Raw genomic sequence first — 15,668 nt, 5'->3', positions numbered from 1 at the left:
TCGCCTGCCAGGTCGGGGCCGGAGCGGCCTTGCCGAACAGCCAGCCCTGACCATGGCGCACACCGATGCCGCGCAGGAACTCGGCCTGCGCGGCGGTCTCGATCATCTCCGCGGTAGTGTCCACCCCGAGATCAATGCACAGCCGAACCAGGCCGCGCAGCAGGGCATCATCGCGGGGAGACTGGCCAATCTTCCGGATGTAGGCGCCGTCGATCTTGACGCCGTCGATGATCAGGGATTGCAGGTACGGGAACGAGGCGGCACCGGCACCGAAATCGTCGAGGCAGACCGCGAAGCCGCGCTGGCGGCACTCCTGGATGACCCGGTCGGCCTGGGCCAAATCGGTCAACTGGACGCTTTCCGTGATCTCGAGCGACAGCTGTCCAGCAAGGTCGCGGTGCTGATCCAGCAGGGCAAGCAGCAGCCGGATGAATGCCGGGTTGGCGATCGATCGGCCGGACAGGTTGATCGCCAGCCTGAGCGGTCGGGCCGCTCCCGGAGGCGGCGAGCGCAGCAAGGAGAGAGCCCGAGTACAGACTGCGATGTCCAGCCGCTCGATGATGCCGATTTCCTCGGCGAAGCGGATCTTCTCGAAGGGGCTGACCTCGCCGGAAAAGCGGGATAGCACCTCGAAGTGGTCGAGCTCCCCGGTGGCGAGATCGACGATCGGCTGAAAGGCGAGCTCGAAGTCCTCGCCATCGACCGCCGAGGCGAATGCGCTCATCTGCTGCAGGGTGTCACCGACCATCTGCTCGAACGCCGCGCCGATTGACCCGGGCATGGCCGAGCCGGCGGCGAAGCGGTTGACCGTGAAGCGCACCGCCTGCAGGAGTTCGTCGTGACCGAGATCCCGGGCGTCGAGCTCCATTCGGTGCCCGGTCATGCTCAGCCGGACGCCGACCCGCACACCCGCGGCGGCGACGTCCTGGAGACGGTGGCCCAGTTCGCTGGCGTCGGTGTCGTGAACAACGGCGAAGCGCGTGGCTGTCAGCCGCCCGGCGGCGTCGCCGTCGATTGCACCGGCGCGCAGCAGGGTGCCGATACGGTGCACCAGATCAGCGCAGGTCGCGGGCCGGTTGGCCGCCAGCCCGGCCAGTTCCGGCAGGTCCAGAAACATCAGCCCGAGGTCACGGCCCGCCTCGCGGGCGGCCGCACCGATCCCGGCGGCCGCGGTTGCGAAGCTCGCCGGATCGAGCAGGCCGCTCTCGGGGTCACGAGGCTTGGCCGTCGGGTTGTCAGAACCGGTGGGGGAAGCAGCGGACAGAGCGCACGACAGCCGGTTGCCGTTGCCCGGCAGCCGGCAGGCGTTCAGCAGGGCCTGGCGCCCTTCATCGGCCGAACCGCTCCCCGCCAGCCGCACCGGCAGGGTGCCGCAGCGGGCTCCGGCGGTCAGGGATGCGGCCGTGGCCTGGACGAGCGCGCGGTCATCGGGATGAAAGAGTTCCAGCCAGGGCTTGCCAAGCCAGGCCTCGTCGCCTTGATGCGTCAGACCCGAGGCGGCGCCCAGGACGAAGCAGATAGTCCCCTTCTCATCGACTTCGATCAGCAGATCGGCGACGGCGAAGGCGAAGGAGACGAAACGGTGAAGCTGGCGGGGCATGGCTTGGATCTTGATCACAACCGGCAGGGGCCGGTTGCGCTCCTGTGACAGGGTTGCACCGGCTGGTCAGAACAGAGGAGCAGAGTTAAAGCCGCACTCCGCTGACAGAAACCCCTGCAGCGTACCCAGCGCATTGCTAAGATTACGATATCGCAGCGCTTTCTTCCTGGGGCGGATTAGCTTTCGCGAGCGCCAGTGTGACGCGGCAGAGCTGCTTACCCAATTCCTGCAAAGCCAGAGCAGAAATCTGGCTACCTGCACCGAGCGCGTCCGCTTCACCGCGCATGCGGTTGATCAAGGACATGATCCTTGAGTATTCTTCGCTGCCAAGGGTCTGACGGAGCTGGTACAGCTGGCCATCAAGGGTATTGAGGCAACTGAGCAGGTCCAACCGTTGGCTTTCCAGCTGAGTGTGCAGCACATCCAGGCGGCGGGCCGCGAGCTGTGGGTGCATGATTGGGACACCTCTTCCAAATCAGAATGAAGCAGTGCATAGGAGGGCCGGCTGCGCTCAGGCAGCCGGCCCTCCTGCACCTCAGGCGGCGCGGATGCCGGACAGGAAGCGCTCGACCTCGGCCTTGAGGCGCTCGGCCTGGCGGGCCAGCTCGCCCGATGCGCCCAGCACCTGGGTGGCCGCCGCACCGGTCTGGGCAGCCGCCTCGGTGACTTGGACAACGTTGCCCGAAACCTCGGACGTGCCGGCCGCTGCCTGGCCGACGCTGCGCGAGATCTCAGCGGTGGCGGCACTCTGCTCCTCGACCGCAGCGGCGATCGTGGTGGTGATCTCGTTCATCTCGCCGATTGTGCCGCCGATGCCCTGGATGTCGGTGACCGCCCCGCTGGTGACAGCCTGCATGGCGGAGATCTGAGCCGAGATCTCCTCGGTCGCCCTGGCCGTCTGGGTCGCCAGGTTCTTGACCTCGCTCGCCACCACGGCAAAGCCCTTGCCGGCCTCGCCGGCCCGGGCCGCCTCGATCGTGGCGTTGAGCGCCAGCAGGTTGGTCTGGCTGGCGATTGACTGGATCAGCCCGACCACCTCGCCAATCCTGCCGGCCGCCTCGGCCAGTCCCCTGACCGTGCCGTTGGTCCGCCCGGCCTGCTCGACCGCCTGACCGGCGATGCCGGTCGAGCGCGTCACCTGGCGCGAGATCTCGCGCAGCGAGCTGGTCATCTCCTCCGACGCCGCCGCCACGGTCGAGACGTTGCTCGAGGTCTGCTCGGCCGCCGCCGCTGCCGCTGTCGCCTGGCGCGAGGTTTCCTCGGCGATCGCCGCCATGCTCTGGGCCGTGCTGTCCAGCTCGGTAGCAGCCGAGGCGACCGTGCGCAGGATCTCGCCGACGCCGCCCTCGAAGCCGCCGATCAGCCGCTCGACCTCAACCGCCCGCGCTTCCTTGGCTTGACGCTCCGCTGTCTGCGCCGCCTCCAGACGAACCCGCTCAAGCGCGCTGTCCTTGAACACCTGGACCGCCTGTGCCATCGAGCCCAGTTCATCACGCCGCTCGGTGCCGACGACGCTGATACCGAGGTTGCCGCCGGCCAGGTCACGCATGACGGTGACCAGCGCGTTGATAGGCGCGGTGATCCCGCCACGGACAATCACCAATGCCAGGCCGACGCACACGGCCAACCCGGTGACACCGATGATGAGGATCCACAGCCGGGTCGATAGAAAGGCGTTTGTCGCCTCATCCGATGCCGCTTTCATTCGCGTATCCAGCTCGTCGACCAAACTCCGCAGGCTCGAGCGAAGCTCATCGAAAGCGGGGTTGAAGCGCTCGGCCAGCAGGCGCAGGGCGGTGTCATTGTCGCTCACCAGCGACGCCTTTTCGATCTCCGACCGGATCGGCATCAGGGCATCGAAATCGCGCGTCAGGCTCCTGATCCTCTCCGCTGCGGAGGGAGAAGCTTTTACGACGTTTTCGGCCCGTTCGCCGTACTGGATGACCAGCTTGTCAATGTCCGTGGACAGTTTGCGCATTCTCGACGCGTCGGGTTCGGCGATCAGCAGGTTGAGAACGCGGCCGACGTCGACCAGGGTCGTATTGGCGCGCGCCAGCCATTTCACGGCGGCCGCTTCTCCCTCCAGCAGAGCCGAGTAGCGGGCATCCGCTTCGCCCATCCGGATCAGCGACATACCAGTCATGGCGATGGCGAGCACTCCGAGAACGGCCAGCGCCAGCAGGATCTTGGTTTGAATGCGAATGTTGTTCAGGAAAACCATACCGTGCTCCGAGCCACCCGAGCGGCTCACTTGAGGAAAGTTGAAGTAAGAAACCGCAAATCTGGTGTCTATTTATTAAAATACGGTTTGCTTCCGAGGCCGATTCGCGCGCCATCCGGCTGGATCAGGCACACCGTCGGGTTACTGCGGTGTCTGCCCCCGGACGTCGGCATGCCCGAACCGCCAGGATAAGACCGGTTTCCCGCACACTTCGGCCGAGCGGGACGGCATTGCGACAAGGCACGTCGGACAACCCGGAGCGTCCCATCAGGAATAATACCTATTTCGATAGTTTCATCGGATCGGTTAACTTCATCTCCAGCAATCCGCGCTACTGGATGGACGACGACGGCCCGGGGGGCCCTACAGGAGAGGAGCGGCTGTGGACCAGTCAGCCACGTGTAACGGTTCAGTGAATGCCGCCCGGCCTCAGCGCCCCGGGCGGTTCGAGGTTGCCGCCCCGCGATCCAGGGACCGGGCGGCACGATCACAATGACGGTTAAGCCATGGCCATGAGCCTGTCCCCTATTGGGGACGATCAGCGTCCCACCCTGGATCGCCCGACGCTCCAGCAGGTCCTGTCGGACCATCAGCGCTTCGCCACCAGCCAGCCAGGCGGGCGCCGGGCCCTGCTGTCCTTTCATGACCTGTCCGATCACGATCTGTCCGGCCGCAACCTCAGCGAGGCCGACCTGACGGGGGCGGTGATGCACCGTACCCTGCTGCCCGGGGCCGTTCTGCGCCGGGCCGCTCTGTACGGCGCCGACCTGCGGCTGGCCAACCTCGATCATGCCGACCTGTCACGCGCCGACCTGCGCGGCGTCTGTTTCCGCGGCGCCAGTCTGAGAGGAACCCGCCTGATCGAGGCCGATATCCGGGAGGCTATCCTGACCCGCTATGACCGCCGCCGTTCCGGCGATCCGGAGCTGCGCGAAGTCCGCCCCGACTTTTCCTCAGCCGATGCCCGGGGCATCGATCTGTCCAACGCCAGGGTCGGCCAGGCTTATGTGGTTCAGGCCGACTTCAGCGACGCCGTGCTGTGCGGCGTCAACCTGCGTGGCGCGGACCTGCGCCACACCAACTTCACGGGTGCCAATCTCGATCGCGCCGACCTGTCCCAAGCCAACCTGGCCGGCGCCTGCTTTACCGGAGCGCTGCTGACCGGCAGCGTTCTGGACGGCGCGCGGCTGGACGCCGCCGACTTCCAGGGCGCCATCCTGGATCCCGGAGTAACGGACAGGATCGCGCGCCGGGGCGCCCGGACAATCCAGCCAACACCGCCCGATGCACTGCCCCTGCTGGTCCAGAGCCACAGGCTGTGGCTCGACAGCGCCGGTCGCCGGGGTGCACGCGCCGATGTTTCCGACCGCGACCTGAGCGATGCCGATCTCCGGGCTCTGGATCTGACCGCGTTGCTGGCGGTCCGGTGCCGCCTGGTGCACGCCCGGATGCACAAGGCCATCCTGGCCATGGCCGATCTGAGCTTCGCCGATCTGCGCGGCGCCGGCATGACGTATGCAGACCTGCGCGGCATCAATCTGACGCGCGCGTGCCTGTCGGGTGCCGACCTGCGCGGCGCCAATCTCGGACCGCTGGTCAGCGCTCATCGGCCGGATCGCCAGTGGCCGGTCAGGCTCGAGGGAGCCAGGCTGATCGGCACCGACCTGCGCGGCGCGCGGCTCCGCCAGGCCAGCCTGACCGGCGCCGATCTGTCCGAGGCCAACCTCGAGGGATGCGATCTCGAGGGCGCCGGGCTGGAGGGCTGCGTGCTGCCGCGGCCGACTCCCCAATCCACATATACTGGCACGCCGGCCCAGGTGGTTCCCTGACATGCCCATCACAGTGACCCGCCTGTGGCCGTTGCGCTCCCGCGCCACCGTGCGGCGCCTCGTCGGCATGGCGGCTTTCGCACTGATCGTTCCGGCGATCCTCGATCCCGGCAGCACGGCGCCCCCCGGTCTGATCCCGGGTCTGACCATCCTGTTCGCCGGGGCTGTTCTCGGACTATTTCTCCACAGCCGCGATCTCAGAGCCCGTAACAGCGCGCTGGCGGCCGCCAGCGCGGAAGCCTGGGCCGCGGCGATGGCGGCCCGGGAGGACCTGCGGCGGGCGCAGGAGGGTTGGAATCGGACGGGTGACGATCTCCGGGCCGCCCGCGACGAAGCGATCGCCGCCAATCACGCCCGCGCTATGTTCGTAGCCGGCATGAGCCACGAGCTGCGCACCCCGCTCAACGCCATCATCGGATTCTCGGAAGTTCTCGAACTGGAACTGTTCGGCTCGGTTGGCGGTGTCCGCAATCAGGAGTACGTCCACGATATCCGGGAAAGCGGGCAGCACCTGCTGTCGATGATCAACGATATCCTCGACATGAGCAGGATCGACGCCGGCAAAATGGCTCTGCAGGAGAGCATGATTGACGTCTCCCACCTGATCGCCGGCTGTTGCCGGATCATGCGGACCCGCGCCAGGGATGCCGGGGTCGAACTCATGGTCGAGGTCGCAGAGGGTCAATCCCTCCACATCATGGCCGACGAGGTGCGCGTGAAACAGATACTGTTCAACCTGCTCTCCAACGCCGTCAAGTTCACTCTCCAGGGCGGGATGGTCCGCGTTACGGCGCGCGAGGAGGCCGCGGGCGAGATCACCATCACGATCCGGGACAACGGCATCGGCATCGCTCCCGAGCACCTGGCGCTGGTGTTCGAACCGTTCCGGCAAGTCGATGACGCACTGACGCGCCGGGCCGGCGGCACCGGGTTGGGACTGGCGCTGACCAAAGCCCTGGTCGAGCTGCACGGCGGCCGTCTGCAGCTTACCAGCGACGTCGGCAAGGGTACCGCCGTGACGGTCACCCTGCCGAACATGGTGTCCGAGCTGGCCCTGACCGTCGCTGCCGGGCGGACCGCACCGCACGAAGGGCCGGAGCGGGTTCTGAGCTGGCTGCCGGATCCGCGGATCGAGCCGCCCGAAGCGAGCGATCGTTTTGGCTGAAGGTCAGGGAGGGAACAGGGCAATTGCTGTCGGTCCCAGCGGCGCTCAGGATAAGCCGCGCCAGTGGCTTGGCCGAAGCACGGCGTCATCCCATGCGGCACGGCCATCGGACGGGGAAATCTGTTCCCTCGTTGCGGCCCTGGCACCTCGGCAGCGCCGGCCCAGGACACAGGGTCACGGTTTGTAAACAGTGTAGTTTCATACTGACGGCAAAGCTCCGACACGTCAGACACAATCAAAAGATCGATCAGCTTCGACCATGATTTTCATGAGGGTACCCTTGTTCAAGTTACACTCTGCCGGGATTTTCCTGGCCGTCTGGATCACAGCACTGGTGCCCGCCGTGGCCGGCGCCGGCGGCCTGCCCAGGCCCACGGGTCCGGTCGTGCTGACTGTCAGCGGCCAGATCGCCAGGACCAATGCCGGTGACACCGCCGAATTCGATCTGGCCATGCTGGAGGCGCTGCCCGGCCGGACAGCACGGGTGAGTACGCCCTGGGCCGAAGGCGTCAACACTTTCCAGGGCCCCTTGACCCGCGCCGTGCTGGACGCTGTCGGGGCGCGCGGGTCCACGCTGAAGATCACGGCCCTGAACGATTACTCGGCGGATGTACCGGCCGACGATTTCGTCAGGTTCGATGTCATCCTGGCGCTGAGGAAGAATGACGCCTACCTGCCGATACGCAATCAGGGGCCGATCTTCGTCATGTATCCCTTCGACACCAATCCGGATCTTTACAACGAGGTCTATTTCAGCCGGTCGGTGTGGCAGGTCAGAAGCATCGAGGTCCGGTAGCGGTTCGCCCGCCCCGTCCTGGAGCTTGTTATCAAGAGGTTGAAAACCGTGGTGCGTTCCCTGCGCGCGAAGGCTCTGCTCGGCCTGAGCGGACTGCTGCTGACTTCCTGTATTGTTCTGCTGACGCTGCTCCTCGACCAGCAGGCCGAGGTTGCCGGCAGTGTCCGTGAGGATGCGGTGTGGGCGGCCTATCAGCTGGATCGGGAAACCATCAAGCTCGACGCCGCACTGTCCGACTATGGCGCCGGACCGACTCCTGAAAAGGCGGCGGCGGTCTCGCTGCGCTACGACCTGCTCTACAGCCGCACCGCCCTGCTCAGGGGAGGCCAGCTCGCCGCGATCATCGCCATCGTTCCGGAGGATGCCCGGAGCGCGGCCGGGATCGTCGACCGGATCGAGCGGCTGGTGCCCACCGGCGACAGCCTCGATCCGGCGACCCTCGACCTGGCGGCATTCCAGTCGTCGGTGCGGCAGATCCGCGGCCTGACCGAGAGCCAGCTGGTCCGGATCAATGCCCGCCGGTGGGTCGAGCTGGTCGGCGAGCGCGAGCGCACCCGCTCGCTGTCGCTGGTGCTGGCGATCTGTGTTGTTGCCCTGGCCGCCAGCATGACCGGTCTGATCGTCCTGCAGGTCGGCCAGCTCCGCGACCTGCGGCGCGCCCGCATCCGCCAGTCTGCGCTGGCCGGCGAACTGGAGCAGGCGTTGTCGGCGGCGGAGACGGCCAACCGCGCCAAGTCGGTCTTCCTTGCCACCATGAGCCACGAGATCCGGACGCCGATGAACGGGGTGATCGGCATGACCGACCTGCTGCTCGGCACGTCGCTGACCGCCGAGCAGCGCCGCTACGGTCAGGTCATCCAAACATCGGCCGAAGCCCTGCTGACGGTCCTCAACGACATTCTGGACTTCTCCAAGATGGAGGCCGGCCGGTTCGAACTGGACGATGCCGATCTCGAGGTGGAACCGCTGGTCCGCGATGTCGCCGAGCTGTTCGTCCCGAAGGCGCGGGAGAAGGGCGTCGACCTGGCGGTGGCGATCGACCCAACCGCCCGCCTGACGATGCGCGGCGACCCTGGAAGGCTCCGCCAGATCCTGGTCAACCTGATCGGCAACGCGCTCAAGTTCACCGGCGCGGGAAGTGTGGCGGTCCGCGTCGATGTCGATGTCCCGGGCAGTCTGCGCTTCGCCGTGCGCGATACCGGGGTGGGCATCTCGGCCGAGGGGCAGGCCAGCCTGTTCCAGATGTTCAGCCAGGTGGATGGACAGGCTCGCGGCCAGTCGGGCGGCACCGGCCTCGGTCTGGCGATCAGCCGGCGGCTGGTCGAGATGATGGGCGGCCGGATCGGTGTGGACAGCGTGGCCGGCCAGGGCAGCACCTTCTGGTTCACCGTGCCGGTCCGCGCCGCGTGGGCGGGCAGTCCCACCGCTGTGCCCGGTACCGGCGCGGGTCGCAGTGGGATGGCGGCAATTCCGCAGGAACCGGCGGTCAGCGGACTGCGCATCCTGGTAGCCGATGACAACCCGGTCAATCAGCAGGTCGCCGCCGGCATGCTGCGGCGGGACGGGCACGTCGTCGATGTCGTCGGCGACGGCGCCGGAGCGGTGGATGCCGTGGGGCGGGGCGCCTACGACCTCGTGCTGATGGACGTCGAGATGCCGGAGATGGACGGCTTCGAGGCGGCCCGCCGGATCCGGCGGCTGAGCAGTCCCCAGGCCTCGGTGCCGGTCATCGCGCTGACCGCCCATGCCATGCGGGGCGACGAGGCCCGCTGCCTCGAGGCGGGCATGAGCGACTACATGCCGAAACCGGTCAGCCGCCAGCGCCTGACCGAAACGGTACGGAGATGGAGCCGGCAGACCGCCCCGGCCGGGCCGCAGGCGGGCGTGCCGGTCATCGACCGGACCACGCTGGACGACCTGCTGGAAACGATGGGGCCGGACGCCGGACCCCTGTTCGAAACCTTCCTGTCGAACTCGGCGGCCCGGGTCGCCGCCATCCGCGTCTGCGTGGCGGAGGGCCATGGCGGCCGCCTGGAAGCCGAGCTGCACAGCCTGTCGGGCGCCGCCGGCACCCTGGGGCTGCCGGCCCTGGTGGCGGCCTGCGACCAGCTGCGCACGACGCTCGGACAGGGTGCCGGATCATGGCCGGAGCATCTGGTCGATCTGATCGATGCAGCCCTGAGCGATGTCCGCCGGATCCTGCCGGCACTGGCGCCGGTTGAGCTTACACAGGAGGCGGATGCGTCAGCCCTGATCGTGATGGATCGATGATCGTGGCGCCTGCCTTACCTTTATGATCTCCCATCAACACGGGTTCATTGCGCAAGCTGGCGTTCTGCGACGATCTGACAGGTCGGATCGGCGGCCGGATGTCGCCAGGACCTGAGCCGGTGCCGACGGCACAGCGGCCTGACGGGCGACACCGGGAATGCCTCTGCCAACATCTGGATGACCCATCGGTCGCGGTCGGATATCGCTCAGGCGGTCGAGATGATCTCGCTATGATCCCAGCGCTCCGCGTAGTCCGCGATCGCGGCGGAATTGTTCCCGATGTAGGTGACCAACCCGGCCGTCGCCTTGACCAGCCGCGCCAAGCCGGGATAGCCGCTGGCCAAGGCAGCGACATCCTCTGCCAGTTCACAGGCGCGGTTCAGGGCCTCACCGGCGTCGCCGTGCCACGGCCGCCACTGGATTCACTCCAGCCTATTCTGCAGGGCGGTTGCTTCAAGGGGATTGTAGTGCGCCAGGCCCTTGGCGTACTAGCCAAGCACGGTCATCCGCATGGCAACGTGGAACCAGTCCAGCTGATGCTCGCTGCCGGCCGGCATGTCCCCCACGAGAGCGCGAACGCTGTCACCACCGTCGGTCAGCACCGTGACCGGCTGATCCGTTGGTAGCCCCTGGCGCCGAAGCACCTCGCAGAACCGGCGCTTCGGTGCAGCATCCTGGCTGCGGACCAGGCCGAAGTAGCGGTCGTCGCGATCCTCGGCCATCGACTTGCCGACGATGACCTCGAACTTCTTCTGTTTATCGTGCCAGTTCCAGAGGTAGCCATCGTCGATCCCGACAATGACCGCTTCCCGCGCAAACGGCGATGGCTGGTCAGCGGCGGGGCCGTCCTCGCTCAAGCCCAACTCGCCGGTGCCGAGATCGGCGTTCTGCCGGGTGGCAACCGTGTGCAGATGTTGGCGGACGGTTTCAGGGTTGGTCGTGCCGGCGACCGGCAGGACGTCCCTGAGCAAGGCGGCGGTCATACCAAAAGAGATCAGGGATGCCCAGCGGCTCTCCAGATACAGCAGCTCCGGCGCGGTGTGTTCGGTGAACAGCTTGGCCAGCGGGCTGAAGGTCCTGCTGTCCGCCGGGTGGCACCGGCAGCGGTAAAAGCGCGGGCTTGCGAGCGGAACATGGCCGAACGCGGTGCGGAAGACGATCGGGTACTGTCCCTTGCCACGCAAACAGCGGCCGCAGGCGGAGCAGCGGCGATGCCGGCTGACGTAGGCCGCCGCCTGGGCCTCGACCACGGCGTGCTGGAGCCGCCCGAGCAGATCCTCGGAGTCCTTCAGGCACAGGCCAACCGCCTCAAGCCGGTCATCGCTCTTGTCGAGCTGCAGGATCACCTCATCCCGAATCACGGTGTCATCATCGCTGACAATGCGAAGCTGAAGCTGAACACGCAGGGTCGACGGCATGCTGGATGGTCCACGAACTCAGTCTGGTGGAGAAGCCCATCAGCCTACCTGCCTCTGCCGGACCAGACTACCCAATGCCCCACGGTTCCTGATGTTCTCTATGGGAGGCGCTGCACGGGGGCAAGGTCATTGCCCCTGGCGAGCGGTACAGTCCGCATTGCAGCATTCCGGCGCGTGAACAGTTTTTAAAGTATTCAATGAAAAGATTGGCTGTTCCACTGGCGTGGCGTCATGTCCTCTTTCCTTCCTGTGGTTGAGGGCGTGAAGCCCCTCCGGGCGACTTGATCGTATCAACACGGAAGATGGCTTGTGCGGCTTGCTCACAAATTCCTCCTGACAAACGCCCTGATCGCCGGGTTCGGCGGCGTCGTTGCCTGGCAGGGCTATCAGGGAATGCGGACCACCGAGGTGGAATACTCCCGCGTTGTCCGTGAAACCCTTCCAGTTGTCCGCGCCCTTGAGGAACTACGTTTCTCAGCGCTTCGGATCGTGTCCTCAACCAGTGAGTTCGGCTTCGTTGCCGCGCTGCGCCGGTCCGCCCGGGAATACAGCGATACCGATAAGCAGGAGGACCATGAAGAGGATCTGATCGGACAGGCGGAAGAGAGCTACAGGGACGGCTTCCAGCACTACTCTGAGCTTATGAAAGCGTCACTTCAGGAAGAAAATGAGCTGCGCGCCCGGCTCTGGACTGGAAGCCGGGCGCTGCTGAGCACCAGTGCCGACATTCGCAGCCTGCTCGTCGCCGGTGCGCCTCCTGAGGCCCTTCTTGAAGCGAAAGCGCGGTTGGAAGCGGACGAGGAGCATCTGCTCGACCTGCTCCGCGACGCGATCGCGGCTGAAGAGGTCGAGCTTCTCAGGCGTGAGGAGAATGTTCATGCCGCCATCCTGGCCGGCCAGCGGGTGCTGGGCCTGACAGCGCTGCTTGTACTCACGGCGGCGATGGTTGCCAGCTGCCTGGTGTCCCGCTCAATCGCAATCCCGCTGTCCCACCTGGCCGGGGCCGCCGACGAGATTACGCGGGGACGCTTCACCGGGCCTGATCTTCCTGCCGCCCGGGGCGAGGTCGGACAGCTGGTCAGCGCTTTCAACACCATGACGGCCGCTCTCCGGCACAGCACGGCGGAGCGCGAACAGGCGCAAGCGTCGCTGCACCAGCTCAACCTCGCTTTGGAAACAAGGGTCGACCAGCGCACCGCTGAGCTGCGCGACACGCAGGAGGAGTTGCTGCGGGCGGAGCGACTGGCGGTTCTGGGCCAGCTGACCGCGACCGTGGCCCACGAACTGCGCAACCCCCTGAGCGCCATCAGGAACACCGTGTTCGTGGTGCGCGAAACAGCGAATCGGCAGGGTTTCAGCCTCGATCGTCCGATTGCACGGATCGACCGGAGCATCGAGCGCTGCAACCGGATCATCTCCGATCTGCTCGATTTCTCGCGATCCGGCGAGCCACGGCCAGAGCCGCGCCTGGTCGGCGCCTGGCTTGACGAGGTTCTGGCCGAGCAGTGCCTGCCCGACGGCGTGACGCTGCGGGCGGAACTGGCGGAAGCGGATGTCGTCGTCGACTTCGATCCGGACCAGATGCGCCAGGTCATCATCAATCTTCTGGAGAACGCCGCACAGGCAATCACGTCGCCCCCCGGCGAGCCGGAGTCGGCACCCCCAATTCTGGTTCGCACCCGGCTGCGTGGCGGATCGCTTGACATCGTCATCGAGGATGGCGGATCCGGTATCGGTGCTGACATTCTGCCCAGGGTGTTCGAGCCGCTGTTCAGCACCAGGAGTTTCGGCACGGGCCTTGGCCTGCCGACTGTCAAACGGATTGTCGAGCGGCATGGCGGATCGATCACAATCGCGAGTGCACCGGGGGAGGGAACCCAAGTCACGGTCACGCTGCCGGTACTTCAGGAGGTGGCGGTAGCATGACCATGGCGGCTCCCAGGGTGTTTGTCGTCGACGACGACCGTGATCATGCCGAGAGCGTCGCCGACCTGCTGACGCTGCGCGGCTACGACGTCGAGCTCGCCTTCAGCGGCGAGGAGGCCGTTGCCAGGTTCCAGCAAACCGAGTTCGACCTCATCCTGCTGGATGTGAAGCTGCCCGGCATGAACGGCCTCGAGACCTTTGTCGCCTGTCAGGCGCTGCGGCCCGATGTCCGCGTCGTCATGATGACCGGGTACTCGGTCGAGCAACTCGTGAGACAGGCGGTTGACGAGGGCGTGCTCGCCGTTCTGCACAAGCCCTTCGATGCCGCCGGCCTGCTGGACGCTGTCGAGAAGGCGCAACCGCGTGGGCTAGTCCTGGTCGCCGATGACGAGCCGGAGTTCGTTGAGAGCCTTGTACCGGTCCTTCGGAGCGCGGGCTACCGTGTCCACAGCGCTTCCGATGGCCAAGAGGCTCTTCACAGGGCTTCGTCGACACCCATCGACTGCCTGATCCTGGATGCCTGTATGCCGCTTCTTTCCGGCCTCGAGGTTTACCTGCGTCTCAGCGACAGCGGGCTGCAGATCCCGACGATCATGGTTACGGGACTTACCGGCGGTGAGGAGGCACAACGTCTGGGAACTCTGGCGGACCGGGTTCTCGGCAAGCCTTTCAACCCCGCGGCACTGCTCCGCCTGCTGGACGAGCTGATGCCGCATCGGGATCGAAGGGATGGGATTGTGCCGACAGCCCTTATCCGGCCGGGATTGCGCGGTCATCAGTGAGGTCGCACAGAGTGAGCCACCCTGAAATCAGCATCGGTACGAACATTCTCATCGTCGATGATGACGGGACCTTTTCCGCGTCATTGGTTGATCTTCTCAGGCTCTACGGGTACACGCCATCGGTCGTCGACAGCGCGGACGCCGCGCTTCGGGCACTACAGCTCGATTCCCCAAGAGTGGCTCTGATCGACATCAGGCTCGGCATGGACTCCGGTTTTGATGTCCTCACGGCGGTCAAACGGGTGTCGCCTGATCTGGCCTGCATCATGATGACGGCCCATGTGGCGACCCGCTCGGCCATCGCGGCGCTGCGCCAGGGTGCCTACGACTACATCGACAAGGGATGCGAGCCGGCGGAGCTGCTGGCCGTTCTCGCCCGCGCTCTGGAGTGGCGGCGTTTGCTTGAGGACAAGCAGGCAGCCGACGACTCCCTGCTCAGGGCCAAGCAGGTCGCCGAGGCGGCCAACCGGGCCAAATCCGAGTTCCTGGCAATGATGAGCCACGAGCTGCGAACACCGCTGAACGCGATCATCGGCTTTTCCGAGCTGATTCTGAGCGGCGCCTTCGGGCCGATTGGCAACGTCAGGTACCACGACTACCTCGAGGACATTCACGGCAGCGGCGTTCATCTGCTCGGCATCATCAACGACATCCTCGACCTGTCCAAAGCCGAGGCGGGTCGGCTCGAGCTGCATGAGGAGGCGCTGGATCCATCCAGCCTCGTGCGCTCTGTCGAGCGCCTGATCCGGCACCGGGCCGAGCACGCTGGGCTGACGCTGAGACTATGCCTGCCCAGCTTCCCCCTGGTGGTCCATGCCGACGAGCGCCTGCTGAAGCAGGTTGTGCTGAATCTGGTGTCGAACGCGGTGAAGTTCACACCGCGGACCGGCTGCGTGACGGTCTCGGTGGCGCTGGAGGAAACCGGTTGTCTGAGCGTCACCGTGGCTGACACCGGGATCGGCATTGCCGGCAGGGATCTGGAAAAAGCACTTGAACCATTTGGTCAGGTCCAGAGCACGGCCGGCCGCCAGTATGAGGGAACCGGCCTGGGACTGCCGATCGCCAGGATGATGATGGAACTGCATGGCGGCACGCTGCAGCTGAGCAGCACCGAAGGTGTCGGCACACTGGTGATCGCGAGGCTTCCGGCATGCCGCGTGAAGTCACAGGAGGTGAGCCAGACCACAGGTGCAACTGCACAAAGATTTTCACCAGGTTATGGTTAAAAATCAGTTAACTATTAAAACGTTGCGATATAAAATAAATGGATCCACAAATAAAAACCTAGAAGATTAGTGTTTCGTGACCCTGTGCTCAAAATAATATTTCAAAAATGGTCTACATCTTTATTATATGCTGATTTTAACCATTCGTTTATATTTGTCTAGTATTTTTACTTCATTGAGAACTCATCGGATCGAATTAGTCCTTCCAGAAGGGGCAAAATGTTCCGAGGCATGATCAGGGAAAGCAGACATGGGTATTTCTGACAGGCCGTCGTGGTGCCCGGCACTGGCCGCGGCGCTGCTCGCCGGCGGCGTGTTCGTGGCCAGTACGGCGCCCGCCGCGGCGGATGATCTGGCGGATCTCAAGGCGCAGTACCGGCGGCCAAACGAGATCCCGTTCCCGGCGGCCAATCCCTACAGCGACGCCAAGGCGG

13 protein-coding genes are annotated in these 15,668 nt (G+C 65.5%); 8 read left to right on the top strand and 5 right to left on the bottom strand.

Annotated elements, in window-relative coordinates:
* The 3 genes from N826_RS36295 to N826_RS36285 all read right to left on the bottom strand — a co-directional run.
* Positions 1–1,618 (bottom strand): sensor domain-containing phosphodiesterase (locus N826_RS36295; RefSeq protein ID WP_044437222.1); only part of this gene is annotated, 1,618 nt, incomplete at its 3' end.
* A gap of 124 nt (positions 1,619–1,742) precedes the next feature.
* Positions 1,743–2,054 carry a hypothetical protein gene (locus N826_RS36290; RefSeq protein WP_044437220.1) on the bottom strand — a complete coding sequence of 104 codons (312 nt, stop codon included), beginning with the start codon at positions 2,052–2,054 and terminating at the stop codon, positions 1,743–1,745.
* Between the two features lie 81 nt (positions 2,055–2,135).
* Positions 2,136–3,821: a methyl-accepting chemotaxis protein gene (locus tag N826_RS36285; protein ID WP_044437219.1), complete on the bottom strand. Its 1,686-nt coding sequence runs from the start codon at positions 3,819–3,821 to the stop codon at positions 2,136–2,138.
* A 512-nt stretch (positions 3,822–4,333) separates the two neighbouring features.
* Between N826_RS36285 and N826_RS36280 the strand changes: the two genes are divergently transcribed.
* The 4 genes from N826_RS36280 to N826_RS40995 all read left to right on the top strand — a co-directional run bounded on the left by N826_RS36280 (position 4,334) and on the right by N826_RS40995 (position 9,882).
* Positions 4,334–5,650, top strand: a complete 1,317-nt coding sequence (locus N826_RS36280) for a pentapeptide repeat-containing protein (protein ID WP_169789487.1) — start codon at positions 4,334–4,336, stop codon at positions 5,648–5,650.
* A 1-nt stretch (position 5,651) separates the two neighbouring features.
* Positions 5,652–6,815, top strand: a complete 1,164-nt coding sequence (locus N826_RS41000) for a sensor histidine kinase (RefSeq protein ID WP_052832717.1) — start codon at positions 5,652–5,654, stop codon at positions 6,813–6,815.
* A 280-nt stretch (positions 6,816–7,095) separates the two neighbouring features.
* Positions 7,096–7,611, top strand: coding sequence for a putative pterin-binding protein (locus N826_RS36270; RefSeq protein WP_211099481.1), 516 nt, complete (start codon positions 7,096–7,098; stop codon positions 7,609–7,611).
* Between the two features lie 48 nt (positions 7,612–7,659).
* A complete protein-coding gene (locus tag N826_RS40995) occupies positions 7,660–9,882 on the top strand; it encodes an ATP-binding protein (protein WP_147041261.1) in 2,223 nt (740 codons plus the stop codon).
* 206 nt (positions 9,883–10,088) lie between these two features.
* Here the strand turns inward: N826_RS40995 and N826_RS43875 are convergent, their stop codons facing one another.
* Both N826_RS43875 and N826_RS36260 read right to left on the bottom strand, forming a co-directional pair.
* Complete coding sequence (locus tag N826_RS43875) at positions 10,089–10,226, bottom strand: hypothetical protein (protein ID WP_157599414.1); 138 nt, start codon at positions 10,224–10,226, stop codon at positions 10,089–10,091.
* Between the two features lie 144 nt (positions 10,227–10,370).
* Positions 10,371–11,300, bottom strand: coding sequence for a hypothetical protein (locus N826_RS36260; RefSeq protein WP_052832713.1), 930 nt, complete (start codon positions 11,298–11,300; stop codon positions 10,371–10,373).
* 309 nt (positions 11,301–11,609) lie between these two features.
* Between N826_RS36260 and N826_RS40990 the strand changes: the two genes are divergently transcribed.
* The 4 genes from N826_RS40990 to N826_RS36240 form a co-directional block, all read left to right on the top strand.
* Positions 11,610–13,226: a sensor histidine kinase gene (locus tag N826_RS40990; RefSeq protein WP_052832711.1), complete on the top strand. Its 1,617-nt coding sequence runs from the start codon at positions 11,610–11,612 to the stop codon at positions 13,224–13,226.
* Positions 13,223–14,008, top strand: a complete 786-nt coding sequence (locus N826_RS36250; protein ID WP_052832709.1) for a response regulator — start codon at positions 13,223–13,225, stop codon at positions 14,006–14,008. The genes N826_RS40990 and N826_RS36250 overlap by 4 nt, the downstream gene beginning before the upstream one ends.
* An 11-nt stretch (positions 14,009–14,019) precedes the next feature.
* Positions 14,020–15,234, top strand: coding sequence for an ATP-binding response regulator (locus tag N826_RS36245; protein WP_147041262.1), 1,215 nt, complete (start codon positions 14,020–14,022; stop codon positions 15,232–15,234).
* A 250-nt stretch (positions 15,235–15,484) separates the two neighbouring features.
* Positions 15,485–15,668, top strand: a 184-nt coding sequence (locus N826_RS36240; protein WP_044437215.1) for a hypothetical protein, incomplete at its 3' end; no start/stop codon positions are given.

The organism is Skermanella aerolata KACC 11604 (assembly GCF_000936425.1).
Classification (GTDB): Bacteria; Pseudomonadota; Alphaproteobacteria; order Azospirillales; family Azospirillaceae; genus Skermanella; species Skermanella aerolata.
The sequence above is the reverse complement of the archived record's forward strand: the minus strand, read 5'-3'. Positions and strand labels throughout refer to the sequence as shown.